We start from the raw sequence: 22,579 nt of genomic DNA, 5'->3' as shown, positions 1-22,579 counted from the left end.
TTTTCCAAACACTGGCACCTCTTGCCATTCTTCGGCATTGTCTTTTACGAGCTGCGCCCTTGGATTACAAATTTGTAATCTGGCTGTCAGCTTCGTGACATGTTCGCTTTTATACACTGGCTCCCAAGGGCAGTGTTGCTACTTGCGATGGCACGCGCTGCTCTATATTATTTTTGATATGAATCATTCCCTCAAGACATTGATGTTGTGGCTACTGATCCTTGCCCTTCCTGCGCAAGGATATGCGGTCGTACTCAGTTCATCTTGTGGGTTGAAGCATAGCCACGAGACGACAAACGTTATTGCAAACGCTTCCTCTCGCGCGATGCATATGCATAATGCGAGCATGATTGACGCCGGCTCATCCGATGCATCGACACCGCTTACCGGGCATGGTGCCTACAAGTGCAGCGCTTGTGCCGACTGCTGCTTCGGTGTCGCTGGCGCCATGATTCCGTCCATGCCGACTTGGATACCGTTCGACCAGCACATGACCGTGTCGGTTTTCTCTCCGGTTCTACCTTTGTCCGGCTATATTTCTAGCACTCTCGATCGCCCGCCTCGGAAATTCTTGGCGTAAATTTCCGCACCAAAGCCCGAAGCTAATGCTTCGCGACTTCACCATCGACTTGCTGCTCGCGCTCCGTCACGCGAAGGCTGTTCTTATGGAACACATGTCATTCACACATTGGATCGCTGTCGCGATAGTAATTGCGCTATCTTAGCCACCCGGCACTAGTGCATATGAATGGACAGGAAAACCGCCACCTAACTCTCATGACCTGCTGAATACACCGACTCCAGCCCTCACCACCATTGACACAGGAATTAAATAAATGACACAAGCGATTCGCATTGCAATCTTCTCGCTCGCTGCGGTAACCGGCGTGGCATTCGCACATGGCGATGAAGATCATCACGGCGGCCACGACGCGGGTCACGCAGCAGCACTCGGCAAGCCAGGTGACCCTGGCAAGGTATCTCGCACGATCGACGTCGACATGAATGACAACATGCGCTATACCCCGTCGAACATTGTCGTCAAGCGCGGCGAAACGATCAGGTTTGTCGTAAAGAATGACGGCAAGCTGAAGCACGAAATGGTAATCGGCAGCATCAAGGAATTGAAGGAACATGCCGAACTGATGCGTAAATTCCCGGAGATGGAGCATTCCGATCCCAACCAGATATCGGTGGATCCCGGGAAAACCGGCGAGCTGGTGTGGCAGTTCACCAAAGCCGGAAAGTTTGATTTCGCCTGTCTCCAGCCGGGCCATTTCGAGGCTGGCATGAAGGGCAAGGTCTCTGTTAAATAAATTTGTCTGTCACAACGTTATGAAAGGAATATCCATGAAAACCGCATCCTCGCTACTCGTCGCATTCGCACTCTCCTCTGGTCTGACACTCAACGCAGTTGCTGCCGATGATATGTCCAAACACGATATGTCTCAGCATGACATGCCGATGCATGGTTCGATGGGCGGCATGAAATCCGCGGAAGGTGCCACATCGATGTCTTCCGGCGAAGTCAAGAAAATCGACAAGGATGCCGGCAAGATCACCATCAAGCACGGACCTCTCGCCAATCTCGGCATGCCGGCAATGACCATGGTGTTTAAGGTAAAAGACCCGGCCATGCTCGACCAGGTGAAGGCGGGAGACGAGATCGGCTTCGTCGCAGAGAAGGTCAATGGCGCCCTGACGGTCACGAAGCTCGAGCCGGCAAAGTGATTCCAGGGTAAAGACCAACATTTTTGCCGACCATAGGCTTCTGGATTGGCTCGCAAGCGCATCGGCGCAGTTTGGGTGACGGGCCTTGATTCCGGGCCCGCAATGTGGGCCCGGAATCGGCTGATGCTATTCAGGGCGAAAACGGAATGCCTTCAAATGAATCCACGTGTCGATCTGGACTCCCCCCTATCGAGAGGCGACCGCTCATTAGTTCGCGCCGCGATAGGTCATATCATACGGATCACTGCGAACGCCGGAACTGGATGCATTGGCGCCGCTCGTTCCGCTGGTTCCCAGACTGGAGCATCCAGCCAGCAAGATTATCGCAACCATCATCGCAAGCTTTTTCATAGCATTTCTCCTAAAAACAAATTCCTGAAGACATCTCTCCTGTTGTCTGACATGCCTGTCTTTCCAATCGCTATTCGATGACAGCAGTAACGGTAGTAAGTTCGTGCCAGACCTTTCACGATGACCGATGAATGATCTAGCAATTACAAATCTGTCATTCATGGAACACCCGTCATGCCGTACCGCACAAGCAAGCTCCTGCGCACAGAAGTCGTTGCTCCCTTGACCCAAGTCATAGCTCCATTCGCTGTGTCGATGGCAGAGTAAAAAAAGCCGAAGCAACTATCCATACAGCGCCACGGCGCACCTCTGCAAAGCGACGGATATGGAACTCATTCTGACCCCGGCGCCAATGCGCCATGCGCAACAGCGCGCGGAGATATGCGAACACAAAGGGATCGGCCATCCGGACAGTCTGTGTGATGGCGTCGCCGATGCCGTTTCACAGGCCTTGTGTGCCGCCTATCTGCGCGAATACGGCGAGATACGCCATCACAACGTTGACAAGGCATTGTTGATCGGCGGTCAAAGCACACCGGCATTTGGTGGCGGACGGGTCGACCAGCCGATACGGCTGATCGTCGCCGGCCGAGCGGACCCGTTGCCGAATGGCGGTTCCATAGCGGATCTGGTGCATAACGCGGCACGTGACTATCTCGTGCATGCACTGCGTTTCCCGGCCGCTGTATTTCGCATCGAGCCGGCCGTGCGCCCCGGCAGCCTCAACTTGCGGCGCGTCGTCGCTTCCGACGTTACAGTTCCCGTCGCCAACGATACCTCGTTCGGAGTAGGATTTGCGCCCTATTCGCCGCTGGAACAAACCGTCCTGCGTCTGTCGGAGCATTTACGCAGTGCATCGTTCAGGGAAGCTTTTCCAATGGCGGGCGACGACTTCAAGATCATGGGCAGACGCATCGACGACCGCGTCGGCGTCACGATCGCGCTCGCCTTCATGGACTGGGAAGTGAATAGCGTGGCTCACTATTTCTCCCGAAAGGCTGAAATGGTGCACTGGCTCGGCTCCCGTCTGGACCAGCCATGCGACATCCGCATCAATACCCTCGATGATCCGAACGCGACCGACGAAACCGGCCTTTACCTGACGGTGACAGGACTGAGCGCCGAGCACGGCGATGATGGGCAGGTCGGCCGCGGCAATCGTGTCAGCGGGCTGATCACCCCTTTCCGGGCCATGTCACTCGAAGCAGCGGCCGGAAAAAATCCTGTCAGCCATGTCGGCAAAATTTATAACGTGCTGGCGACGACCCTGGCCAACGCGTTGGTAGCCCGCATTCCCGAAATTGAAGAGGCACAGGTGCAGCTCTTGTCCGCGATTGGCCAGCCGGTCAATCGCCCGCAACTCGTCGCCATTGCGCTGGTAACGGCAGACGGCCGACTGGATGAGGTGAATAAGGCTCACATCGAAGATTTGGTGCGTGCCTGTCTCGACGATATCCCCGCCCTGTCGGCCAAGCTGGCGCACGGCGAATATCGCGTGTTTTAAAACGAGCTGTACGCTCCGTGGAAGAGATTTTACGAATCTGTTTCCCTGGTTTTTGACCGGAATCATGTAAGTTTCACAGCGTGATCACTACGATCACTGAGGCGGGATCAGCAGGGAGGCTGCTCATTCCATTTCTTCCATCACGTGCCTATTACACGCAAGATACTTCTTACAGGAGAGGTTCATGAAATCGATAGCTGTATTCGCTCTCGCGGCAACGCTTGCCGCCGTAAGTCCCATTGTTATTTCCGCCGATTCATCGCAACACGAAGAGCATCATCCCGATGCGCAGGCTGCGAAACCTGCCCAGCATATGACGGCTAAACAGAGCGCGGCCCCCAAAGCATCGCCAGAGCAAATGAAAAGAATGGATGCACAAATGAACGCGATGCGCGACATGCACGAAAAAATGATGGCGGCCAAGACCCCGGAGGAGCGTAGCGCACTCATGACCGAGCATATGAAAACCATGCAGGACAGCATGTCGATGATGAACGGAATGATGAGTGGAAAGCCGTCGGAATCTCAACCACCGACACCGCAGATGATGCAAAAACAGATGGAAATGATGCAGATGATGATGCAGATGATGATGGACAGAATGGGGCCACCGGCGCCGGCGAAATAAACTAGCGCATTCGATCCCATGGCAAGCCGCCATGGGATCGAACTCAGAACCTGATCGGTATTTTTCCGTCAAACACGTTTTGTGTTGAGACGGAAACGGGATGACGAGGAAGCATTATCCAAGCGATATCAGCCGGGAGCAATTCGAATTAATTCGCCCACTGTTGGCAGGATCGAGGAAGAAGACGGCGCCAAGCAAATGGGATCTGTATGACATTTTCTGCGCGATTTTGTATCTGCTGAAGAATGCGGCAACGTGGCGTGCACTGCCGGGGGATTTCCCCTCGCCCAGTACGGTGCGCTACCACTTCGATCACTGGACCAAAGTGCAAGAGGATGGGACGGAAAGCCTGCTGGAGCAGGCATTAAAAAAATCAGGTGGCGCAAGAACGCGAGAACAGCGGACGGCAGCCCTTGACGAGCTTTTGCATCGTGGACGCACAAAGCGTCAAGAACAGCGATACGGCGCAATGTAAAGGGTATGACGCGGGAAAAAAGGTTTCGGGGATCAAACGGCATATTGCAGTGGACACGCAAGGCTTGCCGCATGCGATCGCGGTGACAACCGCCGACGTCAATGATCGCAACGGCGCCTTGCTGATGTTCCTGCTGAACGACGACAAGCTGTCCAAGGTGCGCAATGTCTTGGTCGATGGCGGTTATACCGGCGAGCGGTTTGAAGATTTGGTGTGGCAGATATTGGGAGCCGAGGTGGAAGTCGCCAAACGCAACGAGCTGCATAAATTTGTCGTGCTTCCGAAGCGGTGGGTCGTCGAGCGCTCTTTTGCTTGGCTGGAGAAGTGCCGACGACTATGGAAGAACTGCGAACGCAAATTGCATACGAGCGAGCAGTTCATTGTGCTGGCATTCCTGTCTCTACTGTTGAAAAGACACTGATCAGGCACTCAGAAGAACCACTGCAGCTGCGAGTAATAGACGTTATTGAAGTGTCCGTATTCGCTTGACGCACTGCCGGAAAAGCGCTGCACGCCGATCGTCCAGTCAATATTCGTGCGCAGCGAATAAGTCAGCCCCGGCGCGAAATAGCGGCTTCCATCGTGCAGATTCGCGACAAAATAATTCGTCGTCTTTAGCAGCGGCGTGATTTCATAGCTCGCGAACACCCCCGCATAGCGCTGCCCGACATTCTGGATCCGCCCTGCCAGCAAGGACTCAAAATCATACGCTGACGGGTCGGATGCCCCTGCGCCGTTATAGTAAATCTCGCCACTGATCGTCAGCGTATTGGCAAATGCATAGTCGACGCCGACAAGCGCGCGGCGATAATGCCTTGCGCCGGATGGAGACGTGACAGTCAGCTCGCCGCGAAGCCCTGCATTTCCGATCTGGGTTGCAAAGTCAGCTCCGAGCAGGCGGTCGCCGCGAAAGCGGCCTGCGACAATCGAAAAATCCACGCCCGTCCTGTTTGCATGCCAATACAGCGCGCCACTGCCACTCGCCCCCGGCCGCTGAGCCGCATACACTGCGCTGACCCGCGACACCTCTCCCAGCTTGTGTTCGATCAGTATCGCGTCGGCGCCCGGCCGTTCTTCACGTTCAAGCTGGATGGGTGAAATCGGATTCAGGATATCGAGCGGACTCCAGAAGCGTCCGGTCCCCCATGCAATGCGCTGGCGACCCACGCGAACATCGGTGTCGTCCACCGCAAGGGTAGCGAAGGCGCGATACAGACGATGCCGGCCGTAGACGTCCGGCGAGTCGATATAGTTGCTCTCCGCCTGCCAATATTGTGCCGGCCGAAGATCCTTCTGCAACCCGAATTGCGCCGAGCGCAGGTAGCTTCCCAACAGTATTTCGTTGTCATACTGAACATCAACACTCAATGCCGGGTGAATCTGCCCTTTCAGTTCGAGCCGCAGCCGATTCAAGTCGAGCGTATAAGCTTGTTCGGTCGGGACGATCGTTACCGAATTTTGCAACAGGTTCTTGTAATAGCCGCTCAATTTGAGCGGGACCGCCACGTCACTTTCGCCCTCCTGTACCGCGTATGCACGGCCGGACAGCGCGGCCCCCAGCAGCACGCATAAGGAAACGCGCCGCAGCTCTTCAAACATGGCGAATCGCATCCACCGGCCGGAGTTGAGCGGCCCGCCAGGCTGGATAGAACGCCGCAAGTGCGCTCACCCCGAGTAAAAGCAGAAGCGGAACCAGCAGGTGACTGCTGCGCAGGCGAGGATAGATTACGCCTGTCATTCCGGGGATGGTCTGCAGCGCATTGGTGTAAGCGGAAAGATCGATGCCGCGCGCTGCCAGGTACTGCACCAGCATGACGCCCAGCAGGTAGCCCAACAAGCTGCCGACAACGGCGAGCGCAATCGATTCATAAAGCACCAGGCGGACGATTTGCGCAGGCCTGGTGCCAAGTGCCATCATGATGCCGAATTCGTGCGTACGCTCCATCACCGACATCAGCAGGGTGTTCATCACCCCCATGGCAACCACCAGGAACACGATGCCGATCACCAGTTTCAGATTCATCTTCACAAAATCGATGATCTGCGACACCTCGGGAAGCAGCTCGCGCCAGGTAACCACGACGTAAGGAGTCCGCGCGAGGTCCTGCTGGAGCCGGGCGCCCGCAGCGGTCAGTTGTTCACGGTCCCTCAGCCGCACGGCAATGGTGGAAATATCGTCGCCCAGCGACAGAAGCGCCTGGCCAGCGCGCAGGCTGACGAAACCGATGGCATTGTCGAATGCCTCGCTTTCCGTTTCGAAGATCGCGCTCACACGGTATGCAGCGGATCCAACCTCTCCGACCGCATTCTGCGCCATGACAACCACCTTTTCTCCGAGGCGAACGCCGAGTTTTCCAGCGAGCTTGCGCCCCAGCATGATGTCGCGGTCTTGACCGGGACGCAACGCTTTGCCTTCCCTGACCGTGCGTTCAATGAACGTGACCTTGCGCTCGCTGTTGGGATCAATTCCCAGCAACAGAATGTTCTGCGACTGCGCCGCACTACTGATCAGCGCCTGCGTTTGCACCCGCGGCGCGACGGCCGCAACCGATGGCTGGCGTTTCACCGTTTCCAGCAATTGACCGGGCTGCCGCAGCGACAAGTCGGGCGTCATCTCCTGCCGAAATAACCTATGCTGAATTTGCAGGTCGCCTGTGACATAGCCGGTCGAATTATCGATCATCTGGGCGAAGTACCCTTCCACAAAACTGTACAAAAACATGAAGGCGGCCAGACCGAAAGCAACTGCCGATACCGTCAGCACGGTTCGCCGTGGATTGCGCACAATGCCGCGGCCTGCGATCTTGAAGAAGAGCGGCCAGCGTGTGGCGCTGCCGGGCGCCTTCCCCCGGCGCAGCCATCTCGGCGCCAGCAATGTCGTTTGCAGGCCGCGAATGGCATCCACCGGACGCAAACGCGCTGTCTTCCATGCCGGATAAAACGCCGCGAGCAAGGCGGTAACGAACACGACCAGGGAAAGCAGCGCGGTGCGGTCGGCGCGCGGCATGGGGTAAATCACTCCGGTCAAACCGGGCATCGATTCCAGCCCCTGACTGTAGCGTTCCAGGTTAATCCCATTTAGGGCAAAGTATTGGCTGATGCCCACCCCGACCGCCGCGCCGATCAGCAGACCGGCGATGCCCAATATGCACGCCTCGTAAAAAACCATGCGCACAACCTGCGTGTCCCGCGTGCCGAGCGCCATGATCACGCCGAACTCCCGGCTACGTTCCATCACCGACATCAGCACCGTATTGGTGATACCCACCGCGACGACCACAAACAGGATCATCACCAGGATGGTGGCGACGATTTCATGGAACGCGGTCGACTGCACCACCGTAGGCAGCAATTTCTCCCAGCCCAGGATTTCCTGCCCGGCGCTCGCCTGCCGCATCATGGCACTGACCACGGCGTCAGTCGCATGACGAGTGTCGAGCCGGCCCACCACTGCGGTGACTGCGGCACCTGCCGCAAACAATTCCTGCGCGGTTGAAAGCGGCAAGAACACATAATTACCGTCCAACATGTCCATCTTGGTATTAAAAATACCCTGGACGCGATAGCGGCCGGCGCCGACCGAACCGTCAGCTGCTTGCGTCACCAGCACCACGTCAGAACCAACCTGCGCTTTCAGCGCGGCTGCCGCACTGGAGCCCAGAAGAATCGCATTGCCGTCGCCCGGCTGCAGATAGCGGCCGGCGCGCACCGCCTGCGCAAGCGTCGTCACCCGGATTTCCTGCCCGGGATCGACGCCAACCACCATGACGCCGCGTGATTTGTCGCCCAGGCTTAACAGCGCACTGCCTTCCAGGCGTTGCGTCACGGCCACCACATGCGGTTGCGCCTGCAATTGCCGCACCGTATTCGCAGACTGCTCCAGCAACAGATCGAGCGTACGCTGCTCGTGATAGCCGGTGCGATGGATCTGCAGGTGCCCGGCCAGGTAGCGCGTCGAGTTCTCTGCCATCTGGTCGTTCGTGCCGTCGGCGAACGCCCAAAGAAAGATCAGCGATGCCAGGCCGATCGAGATTGCGGCCACGGTGATGGCAGAGCGGCGCGCATTGCGGAAGATGTTGCGCAAGGCAAGTTTGAAGAAGGCCATCGGCACTCCCTATTGCTGCACAATTCGCCCGTCGTGCAGATGTACTATTCTTTTGGCGCGTTGCATGACCATCGGATCATGCGTCGAAAATACGAAGGTGATACCTTTTGTTTCGTTCAGCTGACGCATCAGGTCGAGCAGGGCCGCACCTGCGACCGAATCCAGATTCGCGGTCGGCTCATCGGGCAGCACGATCAAAGGCTCTGACACGATGGCGCGCGCCACCGTCACCCGCTGCTGCTGCCCGCCCGACAATTCATTGGGGCGCCGATGTTCCATGCCTTTCAGACCGAGTTCGGCCAGCATCGCCAGCGAACGGGCGCGCCGCTCCTGCTCCGGCACGCCTTGCAGCAGCATCACATATTCGACATTTTCCAGCGCGGACAGCACAGGAATAAGGTTGTATTCCTGGAAGACGAAACCGACCTTATGCAGGCGCAGGTCCGATAAAGCGCTCTTGGACAAGGTACCGACTTCCTGCTCGCCGACCCATATCTTGCCGCTGCTCGGCGTGTCGAGGCCGCCGATCAGATTGAGCAGCGTGGTCTTGCCCGAGCCGCTCGGGCCAACCAGCGCGGTGAATTCGCCCTTGCGGATATCGAGGTCGATTCCCTGCAGCGCATTGACCGCAACGCTTCCCTTCTGGTAGACCTTGCTCACCTTCTCGATCCTGACGATCACCTCGTTTGCAGCACTCATGGTTTTTGAAGGTTTCGCTGTGTGAAAATCTCTGGTTTGACCGGCTGGTCGAATACCGCCTCCTTCAGCACCACGGTCGTCAGGTTGCCTTCCTTGGTGACCGGACGCATCTCCCAGCGCGTCGGCATGACGCGCCCGCCGATGGGCCGCACATCGGAAAAGCTCAGCACCCGGATCAATTCGCCGCGCTCGCTGTAAAACTCCTCCTTGATGGGGATGTAATCCTTCTTGCGTATCCAGTAGACGATCTTGCCCCAGACGACAGCGGCATCCGGCTTGGGGGTGGAATCGATCCGAAGCACTTCGGCGCCGTCCGGCTGCGGCTCGCTGGCCTGACTGACCTTGTGCGTGTAATCGTTGACGACGCTGCTTTCCTTGACCAGGTCGTCGTTCGTGAAGTCCGAACCCATCCAGGGCTGCAGCATCATCGAAGGTGGGATCTTGATGGTCCGTTCCACGGCCGGCAGATAATTCCACATTTCATTGCCGATGCGCAGTGACCCGATACCCGCTTCCTTTGCCGGCGCCGTGATGCGCACGAATGAACGCACGGGGCGGTCCATCCACACCCGCAGCGACAAGGTGCGCTGCCAGCGCGGTGTCTTGATCGTCATTTCGTAATTGCCCTGGACGGTTTTTCCCCACAGGAGCTTTTCAACCCTGTCCAGAATCTCGCCGCCGCTCGGCTCTTCTGCCTGTACAAGCGCGAACGGCAATGCGCCGGCCAGCAACAGCGCGGCAAACATCGCGCTCCGATAAGTACCGCCGCAAGTAGGCATGCCATTGCCTCCGGATTTTGTCTTCGTTCACGTTTGTTCAAGCCGGGCGCGCCATGATGCCTGTCCGGTGCCGCGCCATCCTGTGCATGTTCATTCGTTGCAGCCGCGTGATCTGGCCGCATGTCACGTCGCGCTTTTCATGCCATCATCTCCCTTCCGGGATGGCGGCGCTGGCATGTCATTCATGCCAGCTCGGTGCGGTTACGCCCCTGCTCCTTCGCCCGATATAAGGCTTTATCGACGCACTGCATAATGCTCACGCTGTCGTCGCCTTCCGCATAGGCCGTCACACCGAAACTGCAGGTCACTGAATGGCCATGAGGGAACGCGTGCGAGGCGACCAGGGCGCGCAGCTTTTCGGCAATCTGCAGCGCGCCGTCGCTATCGACGCCATGCACCAGCAGCACGAATTCCTCGCCGCCCCAGCGCGCGAAGATGTCATTTACTCTGGTTTCGCTGGAAACCAGTTGCGCCATGTCTTCCAGGACCCTGTCGCCGCTCAAATGACCAAATTGGTCATTCACCCGTTTGAAATGATCAACGTCAAACAGGATCAGGGAAAACGGCACCCCGTAACGCCGTGCGCGTTCAAGCTCTCTCTGGAGTTCTGCATCAAACTGGCGACGGTTCGTGACTTTGGTCAGCGCATCGGTTGTTGCCAGCTTCTGCAGTTCATCATTGGCATTCGCCAGTTCCGCAGTCCGCGCCATGACCTTGCGTTCCAGTTCTTCGTTGGCGCTCCTGAGCGCAGCCTCGTCGCGCTTGCGCCGCGTGATATCGCGTATCGTGCCGACAAAGATGCGTCTGCCGTGTACCCGCATTTCCGTGACAGCCAGTTCCATTGGAAAGGTCTCGCCGTTACTCCGCAGCCCTTCCACTTCTCGTCCTTTCCCGATAATGCGTGGCGTTCCCCGGTCCAGATAAGCCGCGATGTAGCCGTCATGCGCGCGGCGAATCGGCTCCGGCATCAGACGGTTCACGCTCTGACCGATGATTTCCGAGGCTGCCACGCCAAACATCTTCACCGCCGCAGGATTGAAGTCCTGGATCATTCCGAGTTCATCAATCACGATGATCGCGTCAAACGCGGTGGCGACGATTTTCTCCGAACGGGTAATGCTTTCATGCAGCTCGACATTCGTCTTCCGAACGGCCTGGATGTGATGAAGTAAAGGGCGGAACATAAACCAATGAAATACCGGCGTCAGAACCAGCACCAGAACAGCCGAATCGATCAACACAGCGGTGCTCCCATCAAACGAAAGCCGCTGCAACACTCGCATCGTTGCATAGTGCAAGACGAACACCGCAATGCCGAGAATGAAGAGAATCCGGAGCGGAGAATGAAAGTAGCGCGGCGCTGCGGCGACCATTTGCGGACTGCTTTTCCCGCTTCCACCCGAAGCGCAGACGTACCATCCCCGGGCAGCGCGTTCTTCGCCGCCAGTCTCGGTCATCTGGTCCGGCTCAATAGCGAGTGCGTTCTGATTTCTCGGCATCGTCGACTTGTTGTGATTTATCTTTGCGCAGCAATGCCAGCCCCCACAGCATCACGACGGGGCAAATCAAGGCAATACAGATCAGGATGATCGTCCAAAGATCGAATCCGCGCCAATAAAGCGCCGCACCGACCAGTGCGACGATGGCGAGCATGCAGTACCCCAGCCGCATAGAAAAATCCGGCCGGCTCGCCGTACTCGATTTTCGCATCATGGCGTCTCCAATCTCATCTGTTTAAGCGGCTTCGAATCTGCAATGCCTGACAAGGAACGCACTTCCGATTCTTCTTTGCCCCGCCATCTGCCGGTGACTATCCGCCAACTGCCGCGCGGTCGGAATGATTCATGGTGACGCTGATGTATTTTTAAAAAAATGACCCAGGTCAAACAATTTTTTGATAACCGTCAGTACGATCCGGTAACTTTATTCATCATGGCGTGCTGAATCGAGCGCCCCAGCCGCATGAAATACGCAGCGGCTGCAACAACAGTCGTTGCAGCCGCCTTACAGACCGGACGATGCCCAATCCCATCAGGTGCATATGAACGGCCAGAATTCGTTGCTGATCGCCTTTTCCGTCGCCATCAGCGGCGGACTTCTGGTCGGACTCGATCGTGAAAGACATAAAGGTACCGGGCCTCACCGTTCGCTCGCCGGGGTGCGCACGTTCGCGCTGGCCGGCGTGGCGGGAGCAGTGGCACGCGCATTCGGCGATCCCTGGCTCGTCGCCGTCGGCGCCGCCATGGTTGCGGTGCTCATTGCCATCGGCTATTGGAGAGAGCGCTCCGACGCCCCCGGGATTACCACGGAACTGGCGCTGTTCGTTACCTATCTCCTCGGTGCCGGCGCTGTCGAACATGCGCAACTTGCCTCGGGTGCCTTCGTTGTCGTTGCGGGGCTACTTGCCAGCAAAACGCGTTTGCACCGCTTCGCCACGGAGGTACTGACAGCGGAGGAACTGAGCGACGGCCTCATCCTCGCCGGTGCCGCGCTGGTGATCTTTCCGCTGGTGCCCAATCGTCCGATGCCACTGCTCGCCAACGCCAATCCGCACCATCTGTGGCGACTGATCGTGCTGCTCATGGCCCTGCAGGCGGCCGGGCATATCGCCCAGCGCGCGGCCGGCCGAAAGCTCGGGCTTGCGCTTGCCGGCCTGGCATCCGGACTGGTCTCCAGCACGTCGACGATTGCCGCCATGGGTGCGCGAGCCCGGAAGGAGCCGGATGCAGTGGCAGCCTGCGTGTCGGGCGCCTTGTTTTCCAATGTGTCGTCAATGACGCTCCTGCTTTCGGTGGCTGCGGCAATCAATCCCGGCGCATTGCAGACGCTGTGGCCGCTTTTTGCGGCCGGGATCAGTGCCGGATTGGCCGTCGCCTTGCTCAGCGTGTACCGCCAAGGCAGCGGACATGCCGAAGATGCGCCGCCAACGCAGGTTTTCAGCATCGGGCATGCGACTGGATTCGCTGTATTACTGACCACGCTGACAGGCGCGATCACCTTGGCGACGGAACATTTCGGCCGCATCGCAACCGAGGTTGGCGTCGCTCTGGCCGCAACCGTTGATCTGCAGGCGCCGGTCGCATCCTTGCTGTCGCTCGCGTCCGGCGGCGCAATAGACGCGTCAGCAATCGCTTTTCCTCTCCTGCTCGCCATATCCGTCAATGCGGCGGCAAAGATATGCACCGCATGGGCGACGGGCGGTAAAGCCTTTGCGGCAAGACTTGCGCCAGGACTGTTCGTAACAATTGCCGCAATGTGGCTGGTCTTGCTCTGGCAAACGAGCTGAACCGCCGCGCTGTCCGGTTTTTTGCCCGATTTGGGGAAATTTGATTTAAGTCATACGGGTCTTTGTCCTCGGTTCGCTAGTATGAGGCCATAGCAAACCGCAAACAGTGGATAGTCCGATGCTACTTTTTTCCGACGCACATCGCCGGCGCTCTGCAGCGACATTCGCGTTGCTGGGGTGGCTGATGGCACTGTTTGTCAGCATCGCCCATGCGTGCGTCCCTCCGCAGCAGGCTTCGACGTGGACCGCTGCCGAGCGCATGGAAGCGAGCATTGCTTCTCATTCAGACTGCACGCATGACGATTCCCAACGCGACCCGAACACGTGCAAGATGTTCTGTGACGCGCAGACGTCTGCCGTGGTCAAGGAAAAGTCCCTTGACTTGACGGGGATGGACCTTCCCACTCTCACCACGCCCGCTTACATCGTCCCGCTGTTTCCGCACTCTACATCAATAGCCAGTGTGCCTGAGACCTGTTCGCAGACCTGCGATCCAAACTTCTCGCTGCGCTTCGTCCGGCTCACACTATAGCCATCCCTCGCCCTCAAGCGCCACGGCAGTTACCCCAGATATTTTCTTCTTTGAAGACCAGCTGCACGGCGCATGTCGGCGCTCCCGCTGTCGTTTTCGTTTGGCGAACCGCATCTCATTGAGGAAGAAAAATTTGAATGCCTGACAAGGTCTGGCGCGATTTCCCTCCAACGGTCGTCCATGCAATGCATAGAACACGCGTTCCATCTTATTCACAGGAGATTTCCATGACACACGATCACGAACATCAGCACCAGACGGATCGAACTTCCAGCCGCGGGAAATGGGTGTTGATCGGCTTTCTCGCCATCGGCGCATTTTTTCTGTTCACCGAACACCGCGCCCATCTATTCGGCTTTCTCCCCTGGCTGCTGATCCTGGCCTGCCCTTTGATGCACCTGTTCCACGGGCACGGCGGACACGGCGGAAACAATGACAACCGTACGCGGGCTTCCGACCGAGGCCCGGTGCCGGGTGACATGCCGCAATCCCATGAACATACCGGAAGAAAATCATGAACGACACGACACCTGCTTACGGCCTCTGGAGCCTGGTGATCCTCAACTCATTGGTATTCATCATCTTTGCGTTCAGTTTCGCCAAACCGCAAAGCCCGCGCGACTGGCGCTCCTTCGGTGCGTTCTCGGCATTCCTCGTCGCGTTGTTTACCGAGATGTACGGATTTCCGCTCACTATCTACTTGCTGCTCCCATGGCTGAGCAAGACCTTCCCCGGCGTTAACTTCCTGTCGCATGATGCCGGCCACCTTCTGGAAGTCATGTTCGGCTGGAAAACCGATCCGCATTTCGGGCCATTCCACATTGCCAGCAATATCCTGATCGGGCTCGGCTTCCTGTTGCTGGGAGCGTCGTGGGATGTGCTGTACAAGGCGCAGCGCAGTCATACGCTCGCCACTGCCGGCCCGTACGCCCGGGTGCGGCATCCGCAATACATCGGATTCGTGATGATCATGTTCGGGTTCCTGCTGCAGTGGCCTACCCTGATCACGCTGGTCATGTTCCCGATTCTGGTGACGATGTACGCGCGACTGGCGCGACGCGAAGAGCAGGATTCGATTGCGGCATTCGGCGACGCCTATCGGCAGTACATGCAGCACGTGCCGGCATTCTTCCCCCGGCTGTCCGGAAAGAACGCACGATCCTCCGACCCGAACAGGAGGGAAAAGCATGGCTGATGCCCATCTCGCTTCTCTGCCATTCGCCAGCGAGATCGGATGTGTGGCGGTACCATTGAACATGGTGGTTCCGCCACATCACTATGCGAGCGATACGGCACTCGTCATCGGGTCAACAAACCGTCTGCATAACGAACGCCGAGTATGAAACATCACCGAGAAAGCACCTGGAAACGATGCATTGCTGCGACGTCAGCATCGGGCGTTGCCGCATCGCCAGATGCGCACGGCAGGTTTCCACTACTGGTGACCGCGGTGTTTACGGTGTCGCTCAGCGCCAACATCGTGACGCCATTGTTACCGTTTATGCTGAACGCACTGGCACTTGCACCTGCCCTCCAGGAACGGAATGCGGCTTTTCTCAACGGAACCTATTTGCTGGCGATGTTTGTCTCCGCGCCACTTCTTGGGCATCTTTCGGACCGGATCTCGCGGCGCTCCGTACTCCTGGCAGGTATCGGCGCGTTCACCTTATCCCTGTACGCGCTGGCAAGGTCAGCAGGGCTTGCCGAATTGTATGCGAGCCGCATCCTGTCCGGTATTGGCGCCGGCGGTGTGCTGCCGATTCTGTTGGCACATGTTTCGGAACATCACGGCAAAGAGCAACGGGTACGGCGCTTCGCCTGGCTCGTTACCGCGATCATGACCGGTAGCCTGATCGGTCCTTATCTGGGCGGCCTTGCCGCCAAGCCCGCCTCATGGACATGGCTGGGTTTGACGCAACCTGCGAATCTCATCGTCCCCCCTGTTCTGACAGCAGCATTTGCCAGCAGCCTGCTGCTGATCGGAGTGTTCGTCGCCTTTGACGTGCGCCCGCAACTCACCTCACACGGAAGTCAAACGCCCCACTCGCATGATGCGCTCCATCCTAGACAACTCTATACGCTTTTCGCATTCTCGATCATCCTGATGTATGCAGTCGGATCTTTCGAAGTCGGCTTGGCGACAGTCGCACGGATCGGTTTGCAACTCGATGCGGCACAACTTGGCATGATGTATGCCGAATGTGCGCTCGTCATGCTGATCATGCAGGCATTTTTCTTTTCCGAGCAGTTCAAGAATTTCGCGAATCACTACCTGATCGGCCCCGCCATCGCAGTAACGGCCGTTGCCCTGGCCTTGTTTCCGTCGGCCGGAACGCATGCCAAACTTGCCGTTGTCATTGCCGCAGTTGCAGGCGGCGCCGGTGTGATCGCCCCACTTATTTCGTATCGCGTATCCGTGCTCGCGGGCGGCCAGCAGGGAAAGAATTTCGGGCTGCAGAGCGCCTCGTCCAGCCTCGGCCAAGCAATGGGCTCGGCCGGCAGCGGCCTGCTGTTCGGACTCGACCGGCAACTACCGTTCTGGCTGGCCGCCACGATTCTCATTGTGGGTTCACTGCTGATATTTATGCGCTTGCCGTCGCCGCATCAATTGGAGGCATAGCGATTTTAGCAATTTCTTATCAATACACCTTGCGTAAGGAGTGATGATGCAAACCAGCACAGTCGATGTAAGCGACATGCTCACCCCCCTCAATGCTGAAGGAGTGACGAAGCAGTTGTCGAAACTGCGGGGCGTGCACCATGCCGATGTGAATTTTGTCGCCGGCAGCGCGACCGTCCATTTCGATGAGAAGCAAACCGGTCTCGCCGAGATCCAACGTGCGATACATGATTGCGGCTTTCATTGCCGCGGCGAGATGGTGCCCAAACATGTATGCGAACGGCCTTCCGGCGGAGCCGGAGCTATACCGGCCGCCGGCGCGCATGAGCACCATCATCACGCCGCGCACGCTGCAGCCGCCGGCGGCGCCGTACCGCTGCGGACCGCTGCCCAGCCCCCCGCACATGTGCATGCGCACGGCGCACACGAGATGCCGCATGACATGATGCACGACATGGGGCACGCCCCCGGCATGTCCATGCAGGACATGGTTGTAGACATGCGCAACCGGTTCTTCATCTCCTTGCTGTTTTCCATTCCGGTGTTTCTGTATTCGCCGATGGGCGAAATGTTCGGCAAGTTCCCTGTGCCATTCGGACTGGATCGCAAGATCTTTCTTTTTTTATTAGCAAGCGGTGCCATCATTTATCCAGCCTGGCCTTTTTTTGTCTCGGCATGGCGTGGCGCAAAAAACGGCGTGCTTAACATGGCAACCCTTGTGGTGCTATCGGTCGGCACAGGTTACCTATTCTCGATAGGTGCCACCTTCTTCTTTGACGCGGAGGTGTTTTACGAAGCGGCTGCAGTTCTGCTCGTATTTATCCTGCTCGGCCACTGGTTGGAAATGCGGGCGCGCGCCGGCGCCACTGACGCCATCCGCGCGTTGATTGATCTGGCGCCGCCGAAGGCGATCGTGCTGCGCGATGGCCGGGAGATCGAGATCGCTACCGCCGACGTCATCGTGGGCGATACCGTCGTCATTCGCCCCGGCAACAAGATTCCGGTCGACGGCAAGGTGCTCGAAGGCGGCTCGCAAGTTGACGAATCGATGCTGACCGGCGAATCGATGCCAGTCAAAAAGGGCCCAGGCGACATGGTGATTGGGGCGACCATCAACAAGAGCGGCAGTTTCCGCTATCAGGCAACCAAGGTCGGGGCGGACACGGCGCTGGCGCAAATCGTCAAACTCGTGCAGGAAGCGCAAAATTCGAAGGCGCCTGGGCAATTACTGGCCGACCGGGCCTCGCAGTGGCTGGTGCTGATCGCCATCCTGGTCGGTGTCGGCACCTTCGTTACCTGGTACTGGCTGCTCGGCCAGCCCTTGCTGTTCGCCATGACCTTGACCATCACCGTATTCGTCATCGCCTGCCCCGACGCACTCGGACTGGCGACGCCAATGGCGGTCATGGTCGGCACCGGCCTGGGTGCGATGAATGGCATCCTGTTCAAGAACGCCGCCGCGCTGGAGAATGCAACGAAGCTCAATGTCGTCGTATTCGACAAGACCGGCACGTTGACCATGGGTGAACCGGCAGTGGTCGGCATCGTTACCGCCGGAGGCGTCAGCGAAGAGCATTTGCTGAGCATAGCCGCCGCAGTGGAGCACCATTCCGAACATCCGCTGGCGCAGGCGATTCTAAAGCGTGCAGGTAGCGTTGTCTCGTCCCCGGCCACGGCATTCACCAATATCGACGGCCAAGGAGCCAAGGCGGAAGTGGGCGGCAAGGTCGTCCTGCTGGGAAATCGAAAGCTGATGGACGCCGAGCAGGTCGACTTGAACGGCATGGGCGCGCAGGCCGCAGCACAGCAAGGCACCGGTCGCACCGTCGTCCATGTCGCGGAGGACGGCAAGCTCATCGGATTGATTGCCATTGCAGATGCCCCCCGTCCGACCTCGAAAGCCACGATCGCCAGGCTGCAGGAACGTGGCGTCAAGGTCGCCATGATCACCGGCGACAATCGCGCCACCGCGGAGCGCGTCGGCAAGGAGCTCGGCATCGACATCGTGCTGGCAGATGTGCTGCCGGGCGACAAAGCCGCGAAGATCAAGGAACTGCAAGGTCAGGGCTACAAGGTCGGCATGGTGGGTGATGGCGTCAACGACGCGCCGGCGCTTACGCAGGCCGATGTCGGCTTTGCCATCGGCGCCGGAACCGATGTGGCCATTGAAAGCGCACAGGTCATTCTGATGAAAAGCGACCCGTACGACGTGGTTGGCGCCATCGAACTGTCGCGCGCGACCCTGCACAAGATGCACCAGAACCTGTGGTGGGCAACCGGCTATAACGTCATCGCCTTTCCGCTGGCAGCTGGAGTGCTTTATCCGTTCACGCTGTCGCCGGAGGTCGCCGCATTATCGATGTCGGGTAGTTCGGCAATCGTTGCCATCAATGCGCTGATGCTGAAGCGAACAAAACTGGCTGGAATCAAGCCGGCGCCGCAAACCAGGGCTGCGATTGCGAGTGTTCCAGCGTAAGCCGCCGCCAGCCAGTCCGCCATCATCCTGAAACCGACCGAAGGCTCGCGCCATGAAACCTACCATCAGCCCTGTCCCGGCAAGCAAGACAAAACGGCTCCTCGCGCCACCTGCGTTAACATCCACGGCGCGCCCGGAAAGACGTCCGGTTGCCGACGACGTGCATGGAGAAAAACTTCCACCAACCAGGGAAGCCCTGAAGCAATCATTGCTGCAACAGGCACTGCAGTACCAGATCGACCGCTGGCAGCGCACCGTCCTGTTTCTCGACGTCCTGCGCGAGCGCGCCAACAATATGCTGGCCCACGAAGAAGCCGGCATGCCGCCGCCGCTGGACTTCGAGTACGAAACCCTTCTCGATGCCCGGCGCTTCAAACGGCCAGCCAACTATGCACTGCTGCGCATCACGCACTGCCACGACGATCATGCCAAGGACTGCGTCGACGAAAACAAGGCTCCCGTCATCATCGTCGATCCGCGCGCCGGACATGGCCCCGGCATCGGCGGGTTCAAGCGCGACTCCGAAGTCGGCATGGCGTTGCACGAAGGGCATCCCACGTATTTCGTGATGTTTTTCCCGCAACCCTGCCCTCATCAGACGTTGGCGGATGTCTTACATGCGCTGCGCCGCTTCGTGGCGGAGGTCAGCGCGCGGCATCAGGGAAAAGCGCCTGTGTTGTACGGAAATTGCCAGGCGGGCTGGGCAGTCACCTTGCTGGCAGCAGATTGCGAGGGCCTGACGGGAGCGACTGTGCTCAACGGTTCCCCGCTGTCCTACTGGGCCGGCGCGTCGGATGCGAACCCGATGCGTCTGGCCGGCGGGCTGCTGGGCGGCGTGTGGCTGACCGATCTATTGACGGATCTGAGCAACGGGCGCCTCGATGGCGCATGGCTGGTGCAAAACTTTGAAAATCTCAATCCAGCCAACACCTGGTGGGAGAAAAATTACAATCTCTTCGCGCAAATCGATACCGAGCGCGAGCGCTTCCTAGAGTTCGAGCGCTGGTGGACAGGCTACTATTTCCTGAGCCGTGAGGAGATATTATCGATCGTTGAAAACCTTTTCATCGGCAACAAGCTGGAGCGAGGGTTGATGCGGATATGCCATGGCTGCTTTGTCGACCTGAAGCGCATTCGCAACCCGCTGGTGATTTTTGCGTCCAGCGGCGACAACATCACGCCGCCCCATCAGGCACTCAACTGGATTCCGACCGTCTATCCGACTACCGCCGACCTGAAAAAAGCAGGCCAGCGCATCGTCTACCTGTTGAACACGCACGTCGGCCACCTCGGCATTTTCGTATCGGCCAGCGTGGCGAAACTGGAGCACCGCGCCATTCTGGAAAGCCTGGGCGAACTCGATGCGCTCAAGCCTGGCTTGTACGAGATGAAGATCAGCAATCCGACCGGTAACCCCGACTGCCGCAAACCGCAGTACACGGTGCATTTTGAGGAACGCCAAGTCGAGCAGATCCACTATGCGTACCCGGAGCAATCGTTTGAAAAGGTGCAGGCGGTCTCCGAGTGGAACGATTTTGTGTATCAAAACATCTGGAGCCGGTGGATTACCGCATTCGCCAATCCAATGAGCGCCGAAATGTTGAAATGGATGCATCCGATGCGCACCAGCCATCTCCTCTTCTCGGACAAACTGAATCCCTGGATGCTGCCGATCGCAGCGTGGTCGGGCGCCGTCAAAAACGCTAGGGAAGCAACCAATGATGAAAATCAATATGTCGGCATTGAACGCGCTGGTAGCGCTTTGATTTCACATCTCCTTGACGGCTATCGACAACTGAGGGATATGGCCAGCGAAGAAATGTTCAAGGCAATGTACGACACGACAGGGAAGTCAGGCCTCGCGCAGGAATAACACGCTTTATTTCTAAAGGAGATTCACATGTCACATCATCATGCAGTGGTTGCCGTTTTCGCTCATCACGAGGAAGCCGATGCCGCAGTTCGCAAGTTGGCCGAAGCTGGCCTCGACATGAAACATTTCAGCGTCGTTGGCAAGGGATATCACACCGAAGAAAAGGTGGTCGGCTTCTACAATACCGGCGATCGGATGAAATTCTGGGGCAAGCACGGTGCGTTCTGGGGCGGCCTGTGGGGGCTGCTGTTCGGCGGGATATTGTTCACGATTCCCGTGGTCGGACACGTCATGGTGCTCGGCCACCTTGCCGCGATGGTTTACGGTGCCGTCGAGGGAGCAATCGTCGTCGGCGGCCTCAGCGCGCTGGGCGCGGCGCTCTATAGCATCGGCATCCCGAAGAACAGCGTGATCCGGTACGAGGAGGCCTTGAAGGCTGACGCCTTCCTGGTCGTGGCACAGGGAACTCCGGACGAGATGGCGCGCACCAAGGATATTCTCGCCATGGAAAACCCCGAGCGACTCGACCTGCATGAAGACGTGAAGGCTCCGGCGCCCGCCGAAAGCCACCACGCCGGCCATGCGCATCAGGCATGACCAGGACACTTGAAGGAAAACGCGGACTGGTCGTCGGCATCGCCAACGACCGCAGTATTGCCCACGGATGCGCCGTGGCCTTTCATGCCGCCGGAGCGGAACTGGCGATTACCTATCTGAACCAGAAGGCCGAGCCGTACGTACGGCCTCTGGCCGAGACATTGGATAGCAGTTTCATCCTGCCATGCGATGTGCGTGAGGCTGGGCAACTGGAAGCGGTCTTCGAACACCTTGAACAGGCATGGGGGCGACTGGATTTTGTGCTGCACTCCATCGCGTATGCGCCGAAAGAGGATCTTCAGCGCCGTCTGGTGGATTCGTCACCGGAAGGCTTCGCACTGGCGATGGACGTCTCCTGCCATTCGTTCATTCGGATGGCAAAGCTGGCCGAACCGCTGATGAACGACGGCGGTTGCCTGCTGACCGTGACTTTCTACGGGTCGGAGAAAGTGGTCGGCCATTACAATCTGATGGGACCGGTCAAGGCCGCACTCGAAAGCAGCGTCCGTTACATGGCGGCGGAATTGGGGCATCAAGGGATTCGGGTACATGCGCTGTCGCCGGGGCCGCTGAAAACACGCGCCGCATCGGGGCTCGACCGCTTCGACGAATTGTTGGACCGCGCACGCGAGGATGCGCCGGAACACATGCTGGCTAGCATTGAAGACGTCGGCAACGTGGCAGCCTTCCTGGTGAGCGACGCTGCCCGCTTACTGACGGGCAATGTCGAGTTCATCGATGCCGGTTACCATATCATGGCTCCTCGCTAATATCGATAAGGAGGCGAATCGTGGACATCATCGAAAACCACACCTTCGACGAACTGAAGCCAGGCGACAGCGCTAGCCCGGATATTTCATGAAGCAGGTCGGCGATTCCGTGCCGAAGCGCGTTGTTATTGGTTCCTACGCCAAACAACAACC

The 22,579-nt window shown here is 58.1% G+C and carries 21 protein-coding genes; 14 read left to right on the top strand and 7 right to left on the bottom strand.

From position 1 onward, the window contains the following. The first annotated feature begins 836 nt into the window (after positions 1-836). Together E6W33_RS07000 and E6W33_RS06995 are read left to right on the top strand one after the other, a co-directional pair. A complete protein-coding gene (locus E6W33_RS07000; protein WP_136415822.1) occupies positions 837-1,316 on the top strand; it encodes a cupredoxin family protein in 480 nt (159 codons plus the stop codon). Positions 1,317-1,443: 127 nt separating this feature from the next. Continuing rightward, positions 1,444-1,731, top strand: a complete 288-nt coding sequence (locus E6W33_RS06995; protein WP_247869589.1) for a copper-binding protein — start codon at positions 1,444-1,446, stop codon at positions 1,729-1,731. Between the two features lie 207 nt (positions 1,732-1,938). On the opposite strand, the gene E6W33_RS26965 is transcribed toward E6W33_RS06995, so the two are convergent. Then, the gene (locus E6W33_RS26965) at positions 1,939-2,082 is read right to left on the bottom strand and encodes a hypothetical protein (protein ID WP_168798561.1); all 144 of its coding nucleotides are present in this window, start codon (positions 2,080-2,082) and stop codon (positions 1,939-1,941) included. Between the two features lie 325 nt (positions 2,083-2,407). Between E6W33_RS26965 and E6W33_RS06990 the strand changes: the two genes are divergently transcribed. From E6W33_RS06990 to E6W33_RS06980, 3 genes are all read left to right on the top strand, one after another. Beyond that, positions 2,408-3,586, top strand: coding sequence for a methionine adenosyltransferase (locus E6W33_RS06990; protein WP_136415818.1), 1,179 nt, complete (start codon positions 2,408-2,410; stop codon positions 3,584-3,586). A 184-nt stretch (positions 3,587-3,770) separates the two neighbouring features. Then, on the top strand, positions 3,771-4,214 hold the full coding sequence (locus E6W33_RS06985; protein ID WP_136415816.1) for a hypothetical protein: 444 nt from the start codon (positions 3,771-3,773) through the stop codon (positions 4,212-4,214). A gap of 100 nt (positions 4,215-4,314) precedes the next feature. Further along, a protein-coding gene (locus tag E6W33_RS06980) for an IS5 family transposase (protein ID WP_136415814.1) occupies positions 4,315-5,110 on the top strand; the annotation gives its coding sequence in 2 pieces (ribosomal slippage) (positions 4,315-4,589 and positions 4,588-5,110; 798 coding nt in all). 8 nt (positions 5,111-5,118) lie between these two features. On the opposite strand, the gene E6W33_RS06975 is transcribed toward E6W33_RS06980, so the two are convergent. The 6 genes from E6W33_RS06975 to E6W33_RS06950 all read right to left on the bottom strand — a co-directional run bounded on the left by E6W33_RS06975 (position 5,119) and on the right by E6W33_RS06950 (position 11,985). Then, positions 5,119-6,288, bottom strand: a complete 1,170-nt coding sequence (locus E6W33_RS06975) for a hypothetical protein (protein ID WP_136415812.1) — start codon at positions 6,286-6,288, stop codon at positions 5,119-5,121. Next, positions 6,281-8,794 (bottom strand): ABC transporter permease, encoded by a 2,514-nt coding sequence (locus E6W33_RS06970; protein WP_136415810.1) that lies wholly within the window; start codon positions 8,792-8,794, stop codon positions 6,281-6,283. The genes E6W33_RS06975 and E6W33_RS06970 overlap by 8 nt, the downstream gene beginning before the upstream one ends. Positions 8,795-8,803: 9 nt before the next feature. After that, positions 8,804-9,493, bottom strand: a complete 690-nt coding sequence (locus E6W33_RS06965) for an ABC transporter ATP-binding protein (protein ID WP_136415808.1) — start codon at positions 9,491-9,493, stop codon at positions 8,804-8,806. Beyond that, positions 9,490-10,272: an outer membrane lipoprotein-sorting protein gene (locus E6W33_RS06960; RefSeq protein ID WP_247869555.1), complete on the bottom strand. Its 783-nt coding sequence runs from the start codon at positions 10,270-10,272 to the stop codon at positions 9,490-9,492. Before E6W33_RS06960 ends, E6W33_RS06965 begins: the two co-directional genes overlap by 4 nt. Positions 10,273-10,454: 182 nt before the next feature. Further along, entirely contained in the window at positions 10,455-11,645 is a 1,191-nt protein-coding gene (locus tag E6W33_RS06955) for a sensor domain-containing diguanylate cyclase (protein ID WP_168798560.1), read from the bottom strand. Between the two features lie 94 nt (positions 11,646-11,739). Beyond that, a complete protein-coding gene (locus E6W33_RS06950) occupies positions 11,740-11,985 on the bottom strand; it encodes a hypothetical protein (protein WP_136415803.1) in 246 nt (81 codons plus the stop codon). A 328-nt stretch (positions 11,986-12,313) separates the two neighbouring features. Here E6W33_RS06950 and E6W33_RS06945 point away from each other — a divergent pair, with 328 nt between their 5' ends. From E6W33_RS06945 to fabI, 9 genes are all read left to right on the top strand, one after another. Continuing rightward, positions 12,314-13,558: a DUF4010 domain-containing protein gene (locus E6W33_RS06945; RefSeq protein WP_136415801.1), complete on the top strand. Its 1,245-nt coding sequence runs from the start codon at positions 12,314-12,316 to the stop codon at positions 13,556-13,558. A gap of 118 nt (positions 13,559-13,676) precedes the next feature. Continuing rightward, the gene (locus E6W33_RS06940; protein ID WP_136415799.1) at positions 13,677-14,090 is read left to right on the top strand and encodes a hypothetical protein; all 414 of its coding nucleotides are present in this window, start codon (positions 13,677-13,679) and stop codon (positions 14,088-14,090) included. A gap of 227 nt (positions 14,091-14,317) precedes the next feature. Further along, the gene (locus E6W33_RS06935; RefSeq protein WP_136416723.1) at positions 14,318-14,608 is read left to right on the top strand and encodes a DUF2933 domain-containing protein; all 291 of its coding nucleotides are present in this window, start codon (positions 14,318-14,320) and stop codon (positions 14,606-14,608) included. Further along, positions 14,605-15,285 carry an isoprenylcysteine carboxylmethyltransferase family protein gene (locus tag E6W33_RS06930; RefSeq protein WP_136415797.1) on the top strand — a complete coding sequence of 227 codons (681 nt, stop codon included), beginning with the start codon at positions 14,605-14,607 and terminating at the stop codon, positions 15,283-15,285. The genes E6W33_RS06935 and E6W33_RS06930 overlap by 4 nt, the downstream gene beginning before the upstream one ends. 144 nt (positions 15,286-15,429) lie before the next feature. Continuing rightward, positions 15,430-16,710 (top strand): MFS transporter, encoded by a 1,281-nt coding sequence (locus E6W33_RS06925; protein ID WP_136415795.1) that lies wholly within the window; start codon positions 15,430-15,432, stop codon positions 16,708-16,710. A gap of 46 nt (positions 16,711-16,756) precedes the next feature. Continuing rightward, on the top strand, positions 16,757-19,186 hold the full coding sequence (locus tag E6W33_RS06920) for a heavy metal translocating P-type ATPase (RefSeq protein ID WP_136416720.1): 2,430 nt from the start codon (positions 16,757-16,759) through the stop codon (positions 19,184-19,186). Between the two features lie 52 nt (positions 19,187-19,238). Beyond that, a complete protein-coding gene (locus E6W33_RS06915; RefSeq protein WP_136415792.1) occupies positions 19,239-21,059 on the top strand; it encodes a DUF3141 domain-containing protein in 1,821 nt (606 codons plus the stop codon). A gap of 27 nt (positions 21,060-21,086) precedes the next feature. Further along, the gene (locus E6W33_RS06910) at positions 21,087-21,656 is read left to right on the top strand and encodes a general stress protein (protein ID WP_136415790.1); all 570 of its coding nucleotides are present in this window, start codon (positions 21,087-21,089) and stop codon (positions 21,654-21,656) included. Further along, positions 21,653-22,426: an enoyl-ACP reductase FabI gene (fabI, locus tag E6W33_RS06905; RefSeq protein WP_136415788.1), complete on the top strand. Its 774-nt coding sequence runs from the start codon at positions 21,653-21,655 to the stop codon at positions 22,424-22,426. Before E6W33_RS06910 ends, fabI begins: the two co-directional genes overlap by 4 nt. The last annotated feature ends 153 nt before the right edge of the window (positions 22,427-22,579 follow it).

Source organism: Herbaspirillum sp. ST 5-3 (genome assembly GCF_004804275.1).
Lineage (GTDB): Bacteria > Pseudomonadota > Gammaproteobacteria > Burkholderiales > Burkholderiaceae_D > Noviherbaspirillum.
This window is presented reverse-complemented; position numbering and strand designations above follow the sequence as displayed.